Here is a 15,949-nt window from a genome sequence, read left to right as displayed (position 1 = left end):
GCCAGACGAGGGAGAGGGGGCAAATTCGCCCATCCGTCGCAGATGGGCGAAAAATAAGTATTAGTCACATTGAACTTTGATTGCCAGACCACCGCGTGACGTTTCACGGTATTTGGCGTTCATGTCTTTACCTGTTTCGTACATGGTCTCAATGACTTTATCCAGCGAGACGCGCGGAGCGCTGGTACGGCGCATTGCCATACGCGCAGCGTTGATCGCCTTCACTGACGCAATGGCATTACGTTCGATGCACGGAACCTGTACCTGTCCCGCCACCGGATCGCAGGTTAAGCCGAGGTTATGTTCCATGCCGATTTCAGCAGCAACACACACCTGCTCAGGGCTTGCGCCTAACAGTTCAGCCAGACCCGCGGCAGCCATGGAACAGGCTACGCCCACTTCACCCTGACAACCCACTTCTGCACCAGAGATAGACGCGTTCATTTTATACAACGCGCCAATCGCGCCGGCCGCCAGGAAATAACGAGTATAGATATCCGGGCTGACGGACTCGATGAAATGATCGTAATAGGCCAGTACCGCAGGCACGATACCGCAGGCACCGTTGGTTGGCGCAGTGACTACGCGACCACCCGCGGCATTTTCTTCGTTAACGGCCAGCGCGAACATGTTCACCCAGTCGATCACGTTCATCGGATCGTTGGACAGTTTATCGCTGGAAACCAGCATACGACGCAGGGCTGAAGCACGACGAGGAACGCGCAGCGGACCCGGCAGCACGCCTTCGGTGTTCATACCACGATCGATACAAGCCTGCATGGTTTGCCAGACGTTACCAAAGTACTCTTCAATCTCTTTTTTACTGTGCAGAGCAAGTTCGTTCTGCATCGCCATGCCAGAGAGAGACAGGCCGGTGCTGTTGCAGTATTCCAGCATTTCGGTGGCGGATTTGAACGGATAAGGCACACTGACCTCGCCCGCGGCATCCTGACCAAAATGTTCTTCATCAACGATGAATCCACCGCCGATGGAGTAGTAGGTTTTGCTGTAAATGACGGTTTCGCCACTGTACGCGTGGATCTGCATTCCGTTTTCATGCAGCGGCAGGTTGCCGTTGTGAAAACGCATTCCGTCATTCTGCGGGAAATCCACTTCGTGCTGGCCCTGCGCAAGCAGCAGGCGTCCACGCGTTTCTACGTCGCGGATAAATCCGGGGATGCTGTCAATATCCACGGTAGCAGGCTCATTGCCCGCCAGACCCATAATAATGGCGATATCGGTATGGTGACCTTTACCCGTGAGCGACAGTGAACCATACACGTCGACGGCGACACGAGTAACGCTGTCCAGTAATCCTTTTTCGACCAGGTCATCGACGAACTGTTTACCCGCCTTCATAGGCCCTACGGTATGGGAAGATGAGGGACCAATCCCCACCTTAAACATGTCGAATAGACTAATCACGATAATACTCCTACAGGGCGACTGGGGTTTCCAGTAACGATGTTATAACTGCGCATAGTGTAAGAGGGAACGCGGCGATCGGCTTAACTATTCACATGAATTAAACTAATAGATAACCGCGGTTTTACTAATGTTGTGACCTGAGTTTCAAGTTGTCTATGGTGTGCGTAAAGATAAGTATAGTCAGGGCTTGACGCCAATTTGCAGCGCCAGCTCACGAATTATTCCGGCGGTCATTCCCCAGACGAAATATTGCTCATACCAGGAAAGCCATACACGATGTGAATCGCCGCGACGGTAGATATCCAGCGGATGATAACGACCTAAATGCAGGGCTTGTGCCAGCGGCATTTCGAACACGGCGGAAACTTCATCAACACTTGCGCGATACGGCAAATTTGGCGGGATAATGCCTACCACCGGCGTGACCTGGAAACCGGTCACACTGTCGACCGGCGGCAGAACGCCAATCACCTCCACGCAGGATGGTGGGATCGCCACTTCTTCCTGCGCTTCGCGAAGGGCGGCGGCAATTAACGAGGCATCGCTGCTATCCACCGCGCCGCCGGGAAAGGCGACCTGTCCGGCATGCTTGCGCAGATGAACGGAACGCTGAGTTAACAGTAACCCCGGCTGTGCACGACGCACGACGGGGATCAGTACGGCGGCCTGACGCTGGTTTAACGCAGTATGATTAACCTGCGGGCGCAGGAGTTGAAAGCGCGATAAAAAATCATCAAGCGTCAGGCTGCTGTATTCCACGTGTCAGTTCTCCAGTTGGTGCAAAATACGATTCACTTTATCAAACGTTTCCTGATACTCCGCATCTTCCTGGCTGTCCGCCACAATGCCACCGCCAGCGGAACAATAAATGCGTCCGTTGGTGGCTGTCAGCGTGCGAATGGTGATGCTGGTATCCATATTGCCGCAAAAGCTCAGATAGCCAATGCTACCGCACCAGGCGTTGCGTCTTTGCGGTTCCAGTTCGTCAATAATTTCCATTGCCCGCACTTTTGGCGCACCGGTAATAGAGCCGCCGGGGAAGGCGGCGCGCAGCAGGTCAGTGGCGTGCAATGACTCTGGCAGACGCGCGGTAATGGTGCTGACCAAATGATGAACGGCAGGGAACGGTTCGACAACGAACAGTTCCGGAACCTGTACCGAACCGGGTTCGGCAACGCGGCCGATATCATTACGCATTAAATCGACGATCATCAGGTTTTCCGCCTGATCCTTTGGGGAGTTCGCCAGTGATTGAGCCTGCAGACGATCGGCATCGGCATCTTCAAGTCTGGGCAGCGTGCCTTTAATCGGACGCGTCTGGATGTGCTGGTTTTCCAGCAGAATAAAACGCTCAGGTGAAAGGCTGAGAATCGCCCCCTCCTCAAGACGTATAAACGCACTGAACGGGGCGCGGTTCGCATGGTTGAGACGTACAAACGCCAACCACTCATCTCCTTGATAATGCGCCTGAAAACGCTGGGCAAGATTGACCTGATAGCAATCGCCGCTGTGCAGATAACGCTGCACCTGACGGAACTTTTCACCATACTGCGCGCGGGTCATGTTGGACTGCCACGAGGATGTTAACGAAAACGGTTCGCGCACGGGAATCTGTTGACTTTCCAGCCAACGGCGTCGTGCCTGTACATCGGAGTGGCTAAGTAGCGACACCCTTTGCAACTGATGATCGACAATCAGCGCCCAATCGTAAATGCCAACCGCCATGTCCGGTAGCGTGATATCCTGTTCGGCTTCCGTTGGCAGAGATTCAAAACGACGGCCTAAGTCATAACCGAACAGACCCAATGCGCCTCCCTGGAAGGGAAAATCGGGATTATAATCGGGCTGAATAGTCAGCGATGTCAGCGCCGAACGTAAAACTGTCATCGGATCATCAACCGTTTGCATAGTGCCGTGATGGTCATGCACAACGGTCTCTTCTGCATGTGTGACCAGCGTGGTAATGGGGTCGGCGACCAGAATATCAAAGCGATTATGCGGATGGTCGGCATGGCCTGAATGCAAAAGCATTGCCCAGGGCTGGTGGCTTAATGTGGCAAAATAGTGCTCAGCGGCGTCCAGACGCCAGGGGAGTGTGATTACAGCGGGAGATAACGTCTTCATCAGTCCTGACTCGTTGCTACTTCACTGGCTATGTGCCGGGTAGCATGAAATAATTAGCGCTAATAATTTAGCAGGAGTTCACCATGATTGCAGGTTTACCTTCACTCACGCACGATCAGCAGCAACAGGCGGTTGAACGCATTCATGAACTGATATCCCAGGGGATGAGCAGTGGCGAGGCGATTACGAAAGTGGCTGCTGAATTACGCGCCAGCCATACCGGCGAGCGGATCGTGGCGCGTTTTGAAGATGAAGACGAATAACGCCGCTTATACCGCAGCGATAATCTTAATTTCAACTTTGTATTTCGGGTTCATTAACCCGGCCTGAACGGTACAACGTACCGGCGCGTGACCAGCAACAACCCATGCGTCCCAGGCTTTGTTCATGGCGGCAAAATCATTTTTGTCCGCCAGGAACAGGGTGGCATCAAGAATACGTGACTTGCTGCTGCCCTGTTTTTCCAGCACCGCATCAATTTGCGCCAGCGTATTTGCCGTTTGCTCAAAGGCGTCGGCATCCAGATTTTCCGGTACGCCGGTGTAATACAACGTGTTGTTGTGGATAACCACGTCGGACCAACGCGCTTCGGCATCAATGCGCACAATCGTCATAAATCATTCCTCATTTACGTTTTTTCATAATGGCTTCGGGTTGCGCCAAGACTGCCATAATGTTGTGTCCACGTCACCTCTTCAACTGGCGAAAGAGCCGCTGGCCTGACATAATCCCTGTTCAAATGAACAGGGGGCAGTGTGACGGACGATTTTGCAGCAGACGGTCAGTTGGCTAAAGCGATACCCGGTTTTAAACCGCGTGAACCACAGCGGCAGATGGCCTTCGCCGTCAGCCATGCTATCGAAAAATCACAGCCGCTTGTTGTCGAAGCCGGAACAGGAACAGGTAAAACCTACGCTTATCTTGCCCCTGCGCTGCGTGCCGGAAAGAAAGTAATTGTCTCCACGGGCTCGAAGGCGTTGCAGGATCAGCTATACAGCCGCGATTTACCCACAGTAGCAAAGGCTCTGGAATTCACGGGTAAACTGGCGCTGCTGAAAGGGCGTTCAAACTATCTGTGTCTTGAGCGTCTCGAACAACAGGCGCTGGCGGGCGGTGATCTGCCGGTACAAACTTTAAGTGACGTCATTCTGCTACGCTCATGGTCAAATCAAACCCTTGATGGTGACATCAGCACCTGCGTCAGCGTGGCGGAAGACTCTCAGGCCTGGCCGCTGGTGACGAGCACAAATGATAATTGCCTTGGGAGCGACTGCCCGCTGTACAAAGAGTGCTTTGTCGTTAAAGCGCGCAAGAAGGCGATGGATGCAGATGTCGTCGTGGTAAACCACCATCTGTTTCTCGCTGATATGGTGGTAAAAGAGAGTGGGTTTGGCGAGCTGATCCCGGAAGCTGAAGTGATGATCTTCGATGAAGCGCATCAGTTACCGGATATCGCCAGCCAGTATTTTGGTCAATCGCTCTCCAGTCGCCAACTGCTGGATCTGGCGAAAGACATCACCATTGCCTATCGCACCGAGCTGAAAGACACTCAGCAGCTTCAAAAATGCGCTGACCGACTGGCGCAAAGCGCGCAGGACTTCCGCCTGCAACTGGGCGAGCCGGGCTATCGAGGAAACTTGCGGGAACTGCTGGCCGACCCGCGCGTACAGCGCGCGTTTTTGTTGCTCGATGACACGCTGGAGCTGTGTTACGACGTGGCGAAACTGTCTCTCGGACGTTCCGCCTTGCTGGATGCCGCGTTTGAACGTGCCACGCTTTACCGTGCTCGTCTGAAGCGCCTGAAAGAGATCAACCAGCCAGGTTTCAGCTACTGGTATGAATGCACCTCGCGCCATTTCACCCTTGCGCTGACGCCGCTCACGGTGGCGGATAAATTCAAAGAAGTGATGGAACAGAAGCCGGGCTGCTGGATTTTTACCTCCGCGACGCTGTCGGTAAACGATGACCTTCATCATTTCACCGCGCGGCTGGGTATTGAAGATGCCGAGTCGATGCTGCTGCCAAGTCCATTTGATTACACCCGCCAGGCGCTGCTGTGCGTGCCGCGTAATCTCCCGCAAACCAACCAACCGGGAGCGGCGCGTCAGTTGGCATCCATGCTGCGTCCCATTATCGAAGCGAACAACGGTCGCTGCTTTATGCTGTGTACCTCGCACGCGATGATGCGCGATCTGGCGGAACAATTCCGCGCCACCATGACCCTTCCCGTGCTGCTGCAGGGCGAAACCAGTAAAGGGCAACTGTTACAGCAGTTTGTCAGCGCAGGTAATGCGTTACTGGTTGCCACCAGCAGCTTCTGGGAAGGGGTGGACGTGCGTGGCGATACGTTGTCGCTGGTGATTATTGATAAACTGCCGTTCACCTCGCCGGACGATCCGCTGTTAAAAGCGCGGATGGAGGACTGCCGTTTGCGCGGCGGCGATCCGTTTGAAGACGTTCAGTTGCCGGATGCGGTAATCACCCTGAAACAGGGCGTGGGGCGTCTGATTCGTGACGCCGACGACCGCGGGGTGCTGGTGATTTGCGACAACCGTCTGGTGATGCGACCTTACGGTGCCACTTTCCTGGCAAGCCTTCCGCCTGCGCCGCGGACACGTGATATTGCTCGCGCTGTTCGTTTTCTTGCCATACCAACGACTGAGTAATTTGTTACGGAGTGTGGTAAGATGCGCGCCAAATTTATTGACCTGATCACAAACACCCATGCGAATTCTGGCTATCGATACCGCCACAGAGGCGTGCTCTGTTGCCCTGTGGAATGACGGTACTACCAAGGCTCATTTCGAGCTTTGCCCACGAGAACACACCCAACGAATTTTACCAATGGTCGAGGAAATCCTGGCTGCTGGCGATCTCACGTTAACCGATATCGACGCTCTGGCGTTTGGTCGCGGTCCTGGCAGTTTCACCGGTGTACGTATTGGGATTGGCATTGCTCAGGGGCTGGCGTTAGGCGCGAATTTACCGATGATCGGCGTTTCCACCCTGGCAACAATGGCGCAGGGAGCCTGGCGTAAGTCGGGCGCGACCCGCGTACTGGCCGCGATCGACGCGCGAATGGGCGAAGTCTATTGGGCCGAATACCTGCGTGATGAGCACGGCAACTGGCACGGTGAAGAAACCGAAGCGGTGCTAACCCCCGAGCAGGTGCATGCGCGTTTACTGCAACTGTCTGGCGAGTGGGTAACGGTCGGAACGGGCTGGCCTGCCTGGCCTGAGCTCGGTAAAGACAGCGGTCTGACGCTGAGCGATGGCGACGTTTTGCTTCCGGCGGCTGAAGATATGCTGCCTGTTGCCACGCAAATGCTGGCTGCCGGTAAGACCGTGGCGGTTGAACATGCGGAACCGGTTTATTTACGTAACACCGTGGCATGGAAGAAACTTCCCGGTAAAGAATGAATCTTAGTAGTACATCCCTGGTTAATTCGCATAGCCGTCAGTGCGCAGCATGGTGAATTGGTCGGGGCAGAAGCTAAGAAAAGGGAGTCGCAATATGGCGGTGCAAAAGCAGTTATTGAAAGGTCTGTTGGCGGGCGCATTCGCGTTAATGCTTAGCGGTTGTGTCACCATCCCGGACGCGATTAAAGGTTCGAGCCCTACGCCGCAGCAGGATCTGGTGCGGGTGATGAATGCGCCACAGCTGTATGTCGGACAGGAAGCGCGTTTCGGCGGTAAAGTGGTGGATATTCAGAACCAGCAGGGGAAATCCCGTCTGGAAATTGCCACTGTTCCTCTTGATAGCGGGGCGCGACCGGTGCTGGGCGAAGACTCCCGCGGGCGAATTTATGCTGATGTAAATGGCTTCCTCGACCCGGTGGACTTCCGCGGTCAACTGGTTACCGTCGTCGGTCCGATTAGCGGTACTGTGGATGGAAAAATCGGTAATACGCCGTATAAATTCATGCTGATGCAGGTAACTGGCTATAAACGCTGGCATATTACTCAGCAAATTGTTATGCCGCCTCAGCCGATCGACCCCTGGTTCTACGGTGCGCGTGGCTGGCCTTACGGTGGCTACGGTGGATGGGGATGGTACAATCCCGGCCCGGCACAGGTTCAGACCATAGTAACTGAGTAACTCTTTGTTTTATAAGTAAAAGAAACAGCGGCTCGTCCGCTGTTTCTGCATTAACGTGGATATAAGAAAAATAAATAGTGACGTGCTTCGCAACCTTGTCGTTGTGTAATAAACAAACTGGTACGCTGAGTTAATATTATGTTAACAGTTTGTTTATTGCCTGGGGTTGTGATGACGACGAATACGCATTTTAGAGGTGATGTATTGAAAAAGGTTTGGCTTAACCGTTATCCCGCTGGTGTTCCTGCGGAGATCAATCCTGACCGTTATCAATCCCTGGTGGAACTCTTTGAACACTCAGTAAGACGGTATGCCGATCAGCCCGCGTTTGTAAACATGGGGGAGGTGATGACCTTCCGCAAGCTTGAAGAGCGTAGCCGGGCATTTGCGGCCTATTTGCAACAGGGACTCGGGCTGAAGAAGGGCGATCGCGTCGCATTGATGATGCCGAACCTGCTGCAATATCCGGTCGCACTGTTTGGGATTTTACGTGCTGGCATGATCGTCGTGAACGTGAACCCGCTGTACACGCCTCGCGAGCTGGAACATCAGCTCAACGACAGCGGCGCGTCGGCGATTGTCATCGTGTCTAACTTTGCCCACACGCTGGAAAAAGTCGTCGACAAAACGTCGGTGCAACACGTGATTCTGACGCGTATGGGCGATCAGCTGTCGACCGCCAAAGGGACGTTGGTTAACTTCGTCGTCAAGTATATCAAGCGTCTGGTGCCGAAATATCACCTGCCGGATGCCATCTCATTTCGTAGTGCGCTGCAAAACGGTTATCGCATGCAGTATGTGAAACCCGAAGTAGTGTCGGAAGATCTGGCGTTCCTGCAATATACCGGGGGGACTACCGGTGTGGCGAAGGGCGCGATGCTTACGCACCGTAACATGCTGGCTAACCTTGAGCAGGTTAATGCCACTTATGGCCCGTTGCTGCATCCGGGTAAAGAACTGGTGGTGACGGCCCTACCGCTGTATCACATTTTTGCGCTGACGATGAACTGCCTGCTGTTTATTGAGCTGGGCGGTCAAAACCTGCTGATTACCAACCCGCGTGATATTCCGGGACTGGTAAAAGAGCTGGCGAAGTATCCGTTCACCGCTATGACCGGCGTCAACACGCTGTTTAACGCGCTGCTGAATAACAAAGAGTTCCAACAACTGGACTTCTCGTCACTGCACCTTTCGGCAGGCGGCGGGATGCCGGTTCAACAGGCGGTAGCTGAACGATGGGTGAAGCTGACGGGTCAGTATCTGCTGGAAGGCTATGGCCTGACGGAGTGTGCCCCTCTGGTGAGCGTCAACCCTCATGATATCGACTACCACAGCGGCAGTATCGGGTTACCGGTTCCTTCCACCGAGGTCAAACTGGTGGATGACGACGATAACGAAGTGCCGCCGGGAGAACCGGGCGAACTGTGCGTGAAAGGTCCGCAAGTGATGCTGGGCTACTGGCAGCGACCAGACGCCACCGACGAAATCGTTAAAGACGGCTGGCTACACACCGGCGATATTGCGGTGATGGATGATGAAGGCTTCCTGCGTATTGTCGATCGTAAGAAAGATATGATCCTTGTGTCCGGCTTTAACGTCTATCCAAACGAAATTGAAGACGTGGTTATGCAACATCCTGGCGTACAGGAAGTGGCTGCGGTCGGTGTTCCGTCGGGCAGCAGCGGTGAAGCGGTGAAAATTTTCGTGGTGAAGAAAGATGCCTCGTTAACTGATGAGGCGCTTATCACTTTCTGCCGTCGTCACCTGACGGGCTATAAAGTACCGAAGCTGGTGGAGTTTCGCGACGAGTTGCCGAAATCTAACGTCGGTAAAATTTTGCGACGAGAATTACGTGACGAAGCGCGCGCCAAAGTGGACAATAAAGGCTGAGCGTTAAGTCAGCCAGCAGAAAACGCCGGGTAATCCGGCGTTTTTTTTGGCGCAAACCTAAGAGAGCACGATTTGAATTATCAAATGATCACCACGGACGACGCGTTAGCCACGCTGTGCGAAGCCGTCCGTGAATTTCCGGCGATAGCCCTGGATACCGAATTTGTTCGCACACGTACCTATTATCCGCAGTTGGGGCTGATCCAACTGTTTGATGGCAAACACGTTGCTCTGATTGATCCACTAGGGATCACCGACTGGTCGCCCCTGCGCGATATTCTGCGTGATACCGCCATCACCAAATTCCTGCATGCGGGAAGTGAAGACCTGGAAGTGTTTCTCAACGCTTTTGGCGAACTTCCGCAGCCGTTAATTGACACACAAATCCTGGCCGCGTTTTGCGGTCGTCCGCTGTCGTGGGGCTTCGCCTCGATGGTGGAAGAGTTTACGGGTGTGGCGCTCGACAAAAGCGAATCGCGTACCGACTGGCTGGCCAGACCGCTGACCGAGCGTCAGTGCGAATACGCGGCGGCTGACGTCTGGTATCTGTTACCGATCACCACAAAACTGATGGCTGAAACCGAAGCCAGCGGCTGGCTGCCAGCCGCGCTGGACGAATGCCGCTTAATGCAGCAGCGTCGCCAGGAGATTCTGGCGCCAGAAGACGCCTGGCGTGACATCACCAACGCATGGCAACTGCGCACCCGTCAGCTAGCCTGCCTGCAACTGCTTGCCGACTGGCGACTGCGTAAAGCACGCGAGCGCGATCTGGCGGTAAACTTCGTGGTGCGTGAAGAGCACCTGTGGGCGGTGGCGCGTTATATGCCGGGCAGCCTGGGTGAACTGGATAGCCTGGGTCTTTCCGGGAGCGAAATTCGTTTCCACGGTAAAACGCTGATCGCCCTGGTGGAAAAGGCCCAGGCTTTGCCGGAAGAGTCGCTGCCGCAGCCGCTGCTGAATTTGATGGATATGCCAGGGTATCGCAAGGCGTTCAAAGCCATCAAAGCGCTGGTTGCCGAGGTGAGTGCGGAACATAATCTCAGCGTCGAACTGCTTGCTTCGCGTCGCCAGATCAACCAGTTGCTCAACTGGCACTGGAAATTAAAGCCGCAGCAATCCCTGCCAGAGCTGGTTTCCGGCTGGCGTGGCGAATTGATGTCCGATCGCCTCAACGCGCTGCTGCAGGAATACCCGCAGTAAGTCACCAGGCTCGCCGGGTCGCGCGTTTGCTGACCCGGCCTGCGCAACGCTACAGATCGAGCACCAGGCGCTTACCTTTGGCGCGCGAGCAGCAGATGAGCATGCTTTGCTGGCTGGCTTTTTCGTCGTCGCTGAAATACTGATCGCGGTGATCCGCTTCCCCTTCGAGAATCGTCGTTTCGCAGGTGCCGCAAACACCTTCCCGGCACAGGCACTCAACCCGGGCGGCTTTGTTATTTTCGATAACCTGCAAAATGGTCATCTCTTCCGGGACCACAAACTCGCGCCCGGAACGCGCCAGCACCAGGGTGAAGGCGTCGCCGCCTTTCTCTTCCACGGCAAATTGTTCGAAATGTAGCGTATTGCTGTCCAGCCCAAGGCGGGAAGCCGCTTCTCTGACAGCATCGTTGAGCACCGCAGGGCCACAGGTGTAGATATGCGTGCCGGGTTCAACATCTGCCAGCAGACGGGCTAAATCGAGGCGGGTGCCTGCGTTCGACAGGTGCAGATGAATGCGATCGGCGCTGGGGTGTTGCATGAGTTCGTCATGAAACGCGCAGGTCTCCTGGCTGGGAGAGCAATAGTGCAGTTGCCATTGCGTCTGAGATTGTTCCAGCTCCGGGAGTTGCGATAAAAACGGTGTGATGCCGATACCTCCGGCAATCAACAGATGTTTTTGTGCCTGAGGGGCGAGGGCGAAGAGATTGTTTGGTGTGGAGATCGTGAGCGTGTCGCCGGGCTTCACGTTTTGATGCAGGTATCGTGAGCCGCCTTTGGACGCTTCCTCCAGGCGTACGGCGATTTTATAGGCGCGCGTATCGCGTGGTGAACTCATCAGCGAGTACGCATTGCTGTACAGGTTCTCGCCATCGCGCATCTGCACGATAATATGGCTGCCACCCTGAAACGCAGGCAACGGCTGGCCTGAGGTCGCCGTTAAGGTGAAGCATTTTACCTGCGCGGTAATCGGCTCAATCCGGCTGACCCGGACTTCTTGCATTTGATAATCGGACATTGCGGCCTCCCTAAAAAATCTGTCCGACGCGCCTCAGCGACGCGCCGGAACCTGTCGTAACAGCCCCGGGTTATTCCTGAAAAACCTGGGCGACCAGATTATGAAAATGGGCAATGCCATGCTCGGAGATGCCGCTGCCGCTGGTGTCCGCCATAATGCGTCCCTGGCCGCGATACCCGCGCGATTTCAGCCCTTTTTGTACGCTTTCAACCAGACGTAAATCTTCAGGACGAAAGACGTTGCGATACCATTCGATCAGTTGTTTCTGCTCTTCGGTCAGCTCTTCGTTGGTGAAGTAGATGTCATAGTTTTGCAGCGTGGTTTCCGCATCTACCGGGAATTCGTAGATAACGGTCATCATGCCTTTGATTGGCGTCACGTTGAGCATGGTGCACGGCCACAGCCAGAAACCGTGGAAGGCGGCATCAACCCCTTCTTCGAACTTAAATGACTGCTCTGAAGGTTTGGCGAAACCGTATTGCAGCGTCCAGTTGCCGTGCATGGTATGCCAGTAACGGTCAACCTGGACCGAGTCGGAAAAACCTGGATGGGCCGGACCGCAGTGGTAGCACTCCAGATAGTTATCAACGATATTCTTCCAGTTGGCTGGGGTACGAGTCGTAAAGCGCGCAGCAAGTTTCAGGTCATGCACGTCTGGGCAGGCCTCGATAACTTTGTCCGCAAGACCAGGGAGTTGTTCTTCCACGCTGTCCGCGTTCGGATCCATGTTAATAAACACGAATCCGGCATATTCTTCCAGGCGTACCGGTGTAAGGTGCGCTTTTTCGCTGTCGAAGTTGGCGACGTTTTCGCAGTTACGCGCATGCGCCAGATTGCCGTCAAGTTTGAACGCCCATGCGTGGTAAGGGCAGGTAATCACATTTTTCGCTTTCCCCTCGCCGCTCAACAGCTGATGACCGCGATGCGGGCAGACGTTGTAGAAGGCCCGCAGCACGTTATCGCGCCCACGTACCAGCACGATATTCTCGCCAATCACTTCTCGGGTAACATAATCATTGGGTTTCGCCAGTTCGCTACTGTGGGCGACGCAAATCCAGCTTTTAGCGAACACCTTTTCTTGTTCGTGTTCGAAAGCCTGATGGTCGGTATAAAACCGGGCCGGGATAGTCCAGGCATCCTGCGGGTTGGCACAGAAATTTTGCGGCAGAATAAACTCAGGGCTCAGATTGCTCATTGGAATACCTTTAATTTGTGAGTAAGAGGATTTTTGTACTGGCGCTTAATTGTCGCCTTTGAGTAGTGTCCCGGCCGGTGGCGCGACCGGGACGTCAACTGGCGCTTCGGGAAGATGGCTTTCAATTTGATGCGCAGGAACGTGGGCATAGTCCTGCCGTACCCAGCGCAGAAAACCGCCAACCTTCACCAACAGGATGGCGAGGAATGGAAGAGCGGTCAGAACCACCGTGGTCTTCATGGTTTCCAGGGACGCGCCGGTGAACAAAATTGATAATGGGATCAGGGTGATGACCACGCACCAGAACAGACGAAGACTGCGCTGCGGATCTTCCCCTTCCTGCAGGTTGCGTGTGCTGGTGGCCGCCATGGTGTAGGCCACAGCATCCATGTGTGAGGCGAGGAATATAATCATGATCGCCAGATACGCCACCAGAAACAGTTTCCCGGCAGGCAACGACATCAACACTTGCTGTACGGCCGTCTCACCACCCAGCGTCGCCATAACCTGCGGTACGTCGATCACACCGTTCACAAACTGGTGAATGGAGTAGCTTTCCATCACGCCAAAGAAGAACCAGCAGCCAACAGTGCTACCGAGGATTAATGCCCAGATAACCTCTTTGATTTTGCGACCACGAGATACGCGAGTGACAAACATTGCCACGCCCGGCGTGTAGGAGATCCACCACAGCCAGTAGAACACCGTCCAGTTACGGGTGAACTCACCGTTGCCAAGCGGGTCGGTGAAGAGGCTCATTTGCAAAAAGTTTTGTGTCGTCAGGCCGATGGCGTTAATGATGTTATTGGTGATGAATTCGGTCGGGCCGACGATCAGCACCAGCAGCGGCAGTAAAAATGCCCCCCAGCCGACCATTTTGCTCAGACGTTGCAAACCGTTATTGATACCAATCCAGGAGCTCAGGCAGAAAATGCCGCCAGAGAACAGGATCACAAACGCTTGCACCGTGAAGTTATCCGGTAACCCCGTCAGGGCAGACAAACCGCGGGTAAAGGTGGCTGCGGTGACGACCAGAGAGATAGTTAACGCGCCAACTGTCGCGATCAGGAACATCAGGTCAACCAGGCGACCCCAGACGCCCTGCGGATGCACGCCGGTAATGGCGGCGATAATCCCGGACAGGCTCAGTCCTTTGTTTTTACGCACATGAAAGTGGTAGGCCATGGTTAATGAGGCCAATGTGTAGGTCGCCCATGCGCTGATCCCCCAATGGAAAAAGGAATAGGGCAGGCTGTATTCCAGCGCTTTTTGCGAGTGCGGCGCGATATTCAGCCCCGGGGTCTGGTAATAATAGGCCCACTCAGCAACGCCCCAGTAGAGCGTGGAGGAGCCTAATCCGGCGCATATAAACATAAACAGCCAAGAGAGCGTGCTGTATTCCGCTTTACCTTCTCCCAGACGGATGTTGCCGTATTTGCTGGTAGCCAGCCAGACGACCAGACCCATAGCCATCAGAACGAGGATCTGCACGGCGGAACCCAGCATCCGGGTAACGCCGTTAAAAAGGGTATTTGCGACTTGTGCAGACTGCTGAGGGAAGAGACTAAGTGTGGCGGCGATGAAAAGAATAGCCACCAGGCTGATGGCTATCAGCGGCATGTCTTTTTTCTTGACGTTGCTCAACATGGGATCTCCTGGGCACAGTTGCCCGCGTATGGCATTAGCCTGTCGTTGTTATCATGCTGTAGGGGTAGAATGAGTTACTTTTTATTTAACAATTTTATTATTTGTTCTTTACATGAATTAAACAATTACCCGATGCGTGAAGCAATAAAACACGGAACGGAAATAATAAAAGGTGAATTAGCGCAGGTTATTGGCTCCACAAAACGCATAAAAAAGCCGCGTCAGTGACGCGGCTCATATTTCGTGGTTTGACCTCTAACGTAGTGCCTGACAGATGGCTTCTCCCACCTGTTGCGTGGTGGCGCTGCCTTTCATATCCGGCGTTTTCGGGCCACTGGCAATAACGTGCTCAATTGCCGCCAGAATACCGTCGTGGGCAGCCTTATAGTTGGCATCACCCTTGCCAAGGAAGTCCAGCATCATGGCGCCAGCCCAGATAGTGGCAATCGGGTTGGCGATGTTTTTTCCGTAAATATCGGGGGCCGAACCATGTACTGGCTCGAACAGGGACGGGAAGGTGCGTTCCGGGTTTAAGTTGGCAGAAGGTGCGATGCCAATCGTCCCGGTACAGGCCGGACCCAGATCGGAGAGGATGTCGCCGAACAGGTTGGAAGCAACCACAACGTCAAAGCGCTCCGGCTGCATCACAAAGCGAGCGCACAGTATATCGATATGCTGTTTATCCCAACGGATCTCAGGATAGTTAGCCGCCATTGCTTCAACACGCTCGTCCCAGTAAGGCATGCTGATGGCCAGACCATTGGATTTGGTCGCCGAGGTCAGGGTTTTGCGCGGGCGGTTTTGCGCCAGCTCGAAGGCGTAACGCAATATACGATCTACGCCGCGACGGGTGAAGACCGACTCCTGGATAACCACCTCGTGTTCCGTCCCTTCACTCACGCGTCCGCCGAGAGAAGAGTATTCTCCCTCGGTGTTCTCGCGTACGACGTAGAAATCAATGTCGCCTGGCTGCTTGCCCGCCAGTGGGCAAGGGACTCCCGGGAACAGGCGTACCGAACGCAGGTTGACGTACTGGTCGAATTCGCGGCGAAACTTAAGCAGCGAGCCCCATAAAGAGATGTGGTCCGGTACGGTGTCCGGCCAGCCAACGGCGCCAAAATAGATAGCATCAAAGGATTGCAACTGCTCATGCCAGTCATCCGGCATCATTTTACCGTGATGGGTGTAGTACTCGCAGCTGGCCCATTCCATTTGCTCAAAGCTGAGCGACAACCCCCAACGCTCGGCGGCTGCCTGTAACACATGAATGCCTTCAGGCAGCACTTCTTTACCAATGCCATCTCCGGGGATAGCGGCAATACGACAGGTTTTCTTCATAGCAGCTCTCACT

At 54.4% G+C, this 15,949-nt stretch carries 14 protein-coding genes; 6 read left to right on the top strand and 8 right to left on the bottom strand.

The features are described 5' to 3' along the window. Nucleotides 1–60 precede the first annotated feature (60 nt). From sdaA to pabB, 3 genes are all read right to left on the bottom strand, one after another. Entirely contained in the window at nt 61–1,425 is a 1,365-nt protein-coding gene (gene sdaA / locus OGV75_RS18120) for an L-serine ammonia-lyase (RefSeq protein WP_016153391.1), read from the bottom strand. A gap of 183 nt (nt 1,426–1,608) precedes the next feature. Then, on the bottom strand, nt 1,609–2,187 hold the full coding sequence (locus OGV75_RS18115; RefSeq protein WP_016153390.1) for a CoA pyrophosphatase: 579 nt from the start codon (nt 2,185–2,187) through the stop codon (nt 1,609–1,611). Between the two features lie 3 nt (nt 2,188–2,190). After that, nucleotides 2,191–3,552: an aminodeoxychorismate synthase component 1 gene (gene pabB, locus OGV75_RS18110; RefSeq protein WP_046275024.1), complete on the bottom strand. Its 1,362-nt coding sequence runs from the start codon at nt 3,550–3,552 to the stop codon at nt 2,191–2,193. 83 nt (nt 3,553–3,635) lie between these two features. Between pabB and OGV75_RS18105 the strand changes: the two genes are divergently transcribed. Next, complete coding sequence (locus tag OGV75_RS18105; RefSeq protein ID WP_016153388.1) at nt 3,636–3,815, top strand: YoaH family protein; 180 nt, start codon at nt 3,636–3,638, stop codon at nt 3,813–3,815. A gap of 6 nt (nt 3,816–3,821) precedes the next feature. On the opposite strand, the gene OGV75_RS18100 is transcribed toward OGV75_RS18105, so the two are convergent. Beyond that, nucleotides 3,822–4,166: a RidA family protein gene (locus tag OGV75_RS18100; RefSeq protein WP_016153387.1), complete on the bottom strand. Its 345-nt coding sequence runs from the start codon at nt 4,164–4,166 to the stop codon at nt 3,822–3,824. 141 nt (nt 4,167–4,307) lie between these two features. Between OGV75_RS18100 and yoaA the strand changes: the two genes are divergently transcribed. The 5 genes from yoaA to rnd all read left to right on the top strand — a co-directional run bounded on the left by yoaA (nt 4,308) and on the right by rnd (nt 10,741). Then, nucleotides 4,308–6,218, top strand: a complete 1,911-nt coding sequence (gene yoaA, locus OGV75_RS18095; protein ID WP_016153386.1) for a DNA repair helicase YoaA — start codon at nt 4,308–4,310, stop codon at nt 6,216–6,218. A gap of 58 nt (nt 6,219–6,276) precedes the next feature. Beyond that, nucleotides 6,277–6,972, top strand: a complete 696-nt coding sequence (gene tsaB, locus OGV75_RS18090) for a tRNA (adenosine(37)-N6)-threonylcarbamoyltransferase complex dimerization subunit type 1 TsaB (RefSeq protein WP_094761103.1) — start codon at nt 6,277–6,279, stop codon at nt 6,970–6,972. 94 nt (nt 6,973–7,066) lie between these two features. Further along, the gene (locus OGV75_RS18085; protein WP_286480986.1) at nt 7,067–7,651 is read left to right on the top strand and encodes a Slp family lipoprotein; all 585 of its coding nucleotides are present in this window, start codon (nt 7,067–7,069) and stop codon (nt 7,649–7,651) included. Nucleotides 7,652–7,855: 204 nt separating this feature from the next. Next, entirely contained in the window at nt 7,856–9,541 is a 1,686-nt protein-coding gene (gene fadD / locus OGV75_RS18080) for a long-chain-fatty-acid--CoA ligase FadD (RefSeq protein WP_131379489.1), read from the top strand. 84 nt (nt 9,542–9,625) lie between these two features. Next, entirely contained in the window at nt 9,626–10,741 is a 1,116-nt protein-coding gene (gene rnd, locus OGV75_RS18075; RefSeq protein ID WP_016156789.1) for a ribonuclease D, read from the top strand. 49 nt (nt 10,742–10,790) lie between these two features. Here the strand turns inward: rnd and OGV75_RS18070 are convergent, their stop codons facing one another. The 4 genes from OGV75_RS18070 to OGV75_RS18055 all read right to left on the bottom strand — a co-directional run bounded on the left by OGV75_RS18070 (nt 10,791) and on the right by OGV75_RS18055 (nt 15,936). Further along, nucleotides 10,791–11,756 (bottom strand): PDR/VanB family oxidoreductase, encoded by a 966-nt coding sequence (locus OGV75_RS18070; protein WP_220222226.1) that lies wholly within the window; start codon nt 11,754–11,756, stop codon nt 10,791–10,793. Nucleotides 11,757–11,826: 70 nt separating this feature from the next. Continuing rightward, on the bottom strand, nt 11,827–12,951 hold the full coding sequence (gene yeaW, locus OGV75_RS18065; protein WP_286480985.1) for a carnitine monooxygenase, oxygenase subunit YeaW: 1,125 nt from the start codon (nt 12,949–12,951) through the stop codon (nt 11,827–11,829). 45 nt (nt 12,952–12,996) lie between these two features. Beyond that, on the bottom strand, nt 12,997–14,598 hold the full coding sequence (locus OGV75_RS18060) for a BCCT family transporter (protein ID WP_049043155.1): 1,602 nt from the start codon (nt 14,596–14,598) through the stop codon (nt 12,997–12,999). A 255-nt stretch (nt 14,599–14,853) separates the two neighbouring features. Next, on the bottom strand, nt 14,854–15,936 hold the full coding sequence (locus OGV75_RS18055; RefSeq protein ID WP_286480984.1) for a tartrate dehydrogenase: 1,083 nt from the start codon (nt 15,934–15,936) through the stop codon (nt 14,854–14,856). Nucleotides 15,937–15,949 lie beyond the last annotated feature (13 nt).

It is taken from the genome of Citrobacter sp. Cb028, from assembly GCF_030336705.1.
GTDB lineage: Bacteria > Pseudomonadota > Gammaproteobacteria > Enterobacterales > Enterobacteriaceae > Citrobacter > Citrobacter braakii.
This window is presented reverse-complemented; position numbering and strand designations above follow the sequence as displayed.

Coding starts and splice junctions, on each gene's coding strand:
- pabB (WP_046275024.1), bottom strand. CDS start 3,552: ATGAAGACGTTATCTCCCGCTGTAATCACACTCCCCTGGCGTCTGGAC.
- OGV75_RS18105 (WP_016153388.1), top strand. CDS start 3,636: ATGATTGCAGGTTTACCTTCACTCACGCACGATCAGCAGCAACAGGCG.
- OGV75_RS18100 (WP_016153387.1), bottom strand. CDS start 4,166: ATGACGATTGTGCGCATTGATGCCGAAGCGCGTTGGTCCGACGTGGTT.
- tsaB (WP_094761103.1), top strand. CDS start 6,277: ATGCGAATTCTGGCTATCGATACCGCCACAGAGGCGTGCTCTGTTGCC.
- OGV75_RS18085 (WP_286480986.1), top strand. CDS start 7,067: ATGGCGGTGCAAAAGCAGTTATTGAAAGGTCTGTTGGCGGGCGCATTC.
- rnd (WP_016156789.1), top strand. CDS start 9,626: ATGATCACCACGGACGACGCGTTAGCCACGCTGTGCGAAGCCGTCCGT.
- OGV75_RS18070 (WP_220222226.1), bottom strand. CDS start 11,756: ATGTCCGATTATCAAATGCAAGAAGTCCGGGTCAGCCGGATTGAGCCG.
- yeaW (WP_286480985.1), bottom strand. CDS start 12,951: ATGAGCAATCTGAGCCCTGAGTTTATTCTGCCGCAAAATTTCTGTGCC.
- OGV75_RS18060 (WP_049043155.1), bottom strand. CDS start 14,598: ATGTTGAGCAACGTCAAGAAAAAAGACATGCCGCTGATAGCCATCAGC.
- OGV75_RS18055 (WP_286480984.1), bottom strand. CDS start 15,936: ATGAAGAAAACCTGTCGTATTGCCGCTATCCCCGGAGATGGCATTGGT.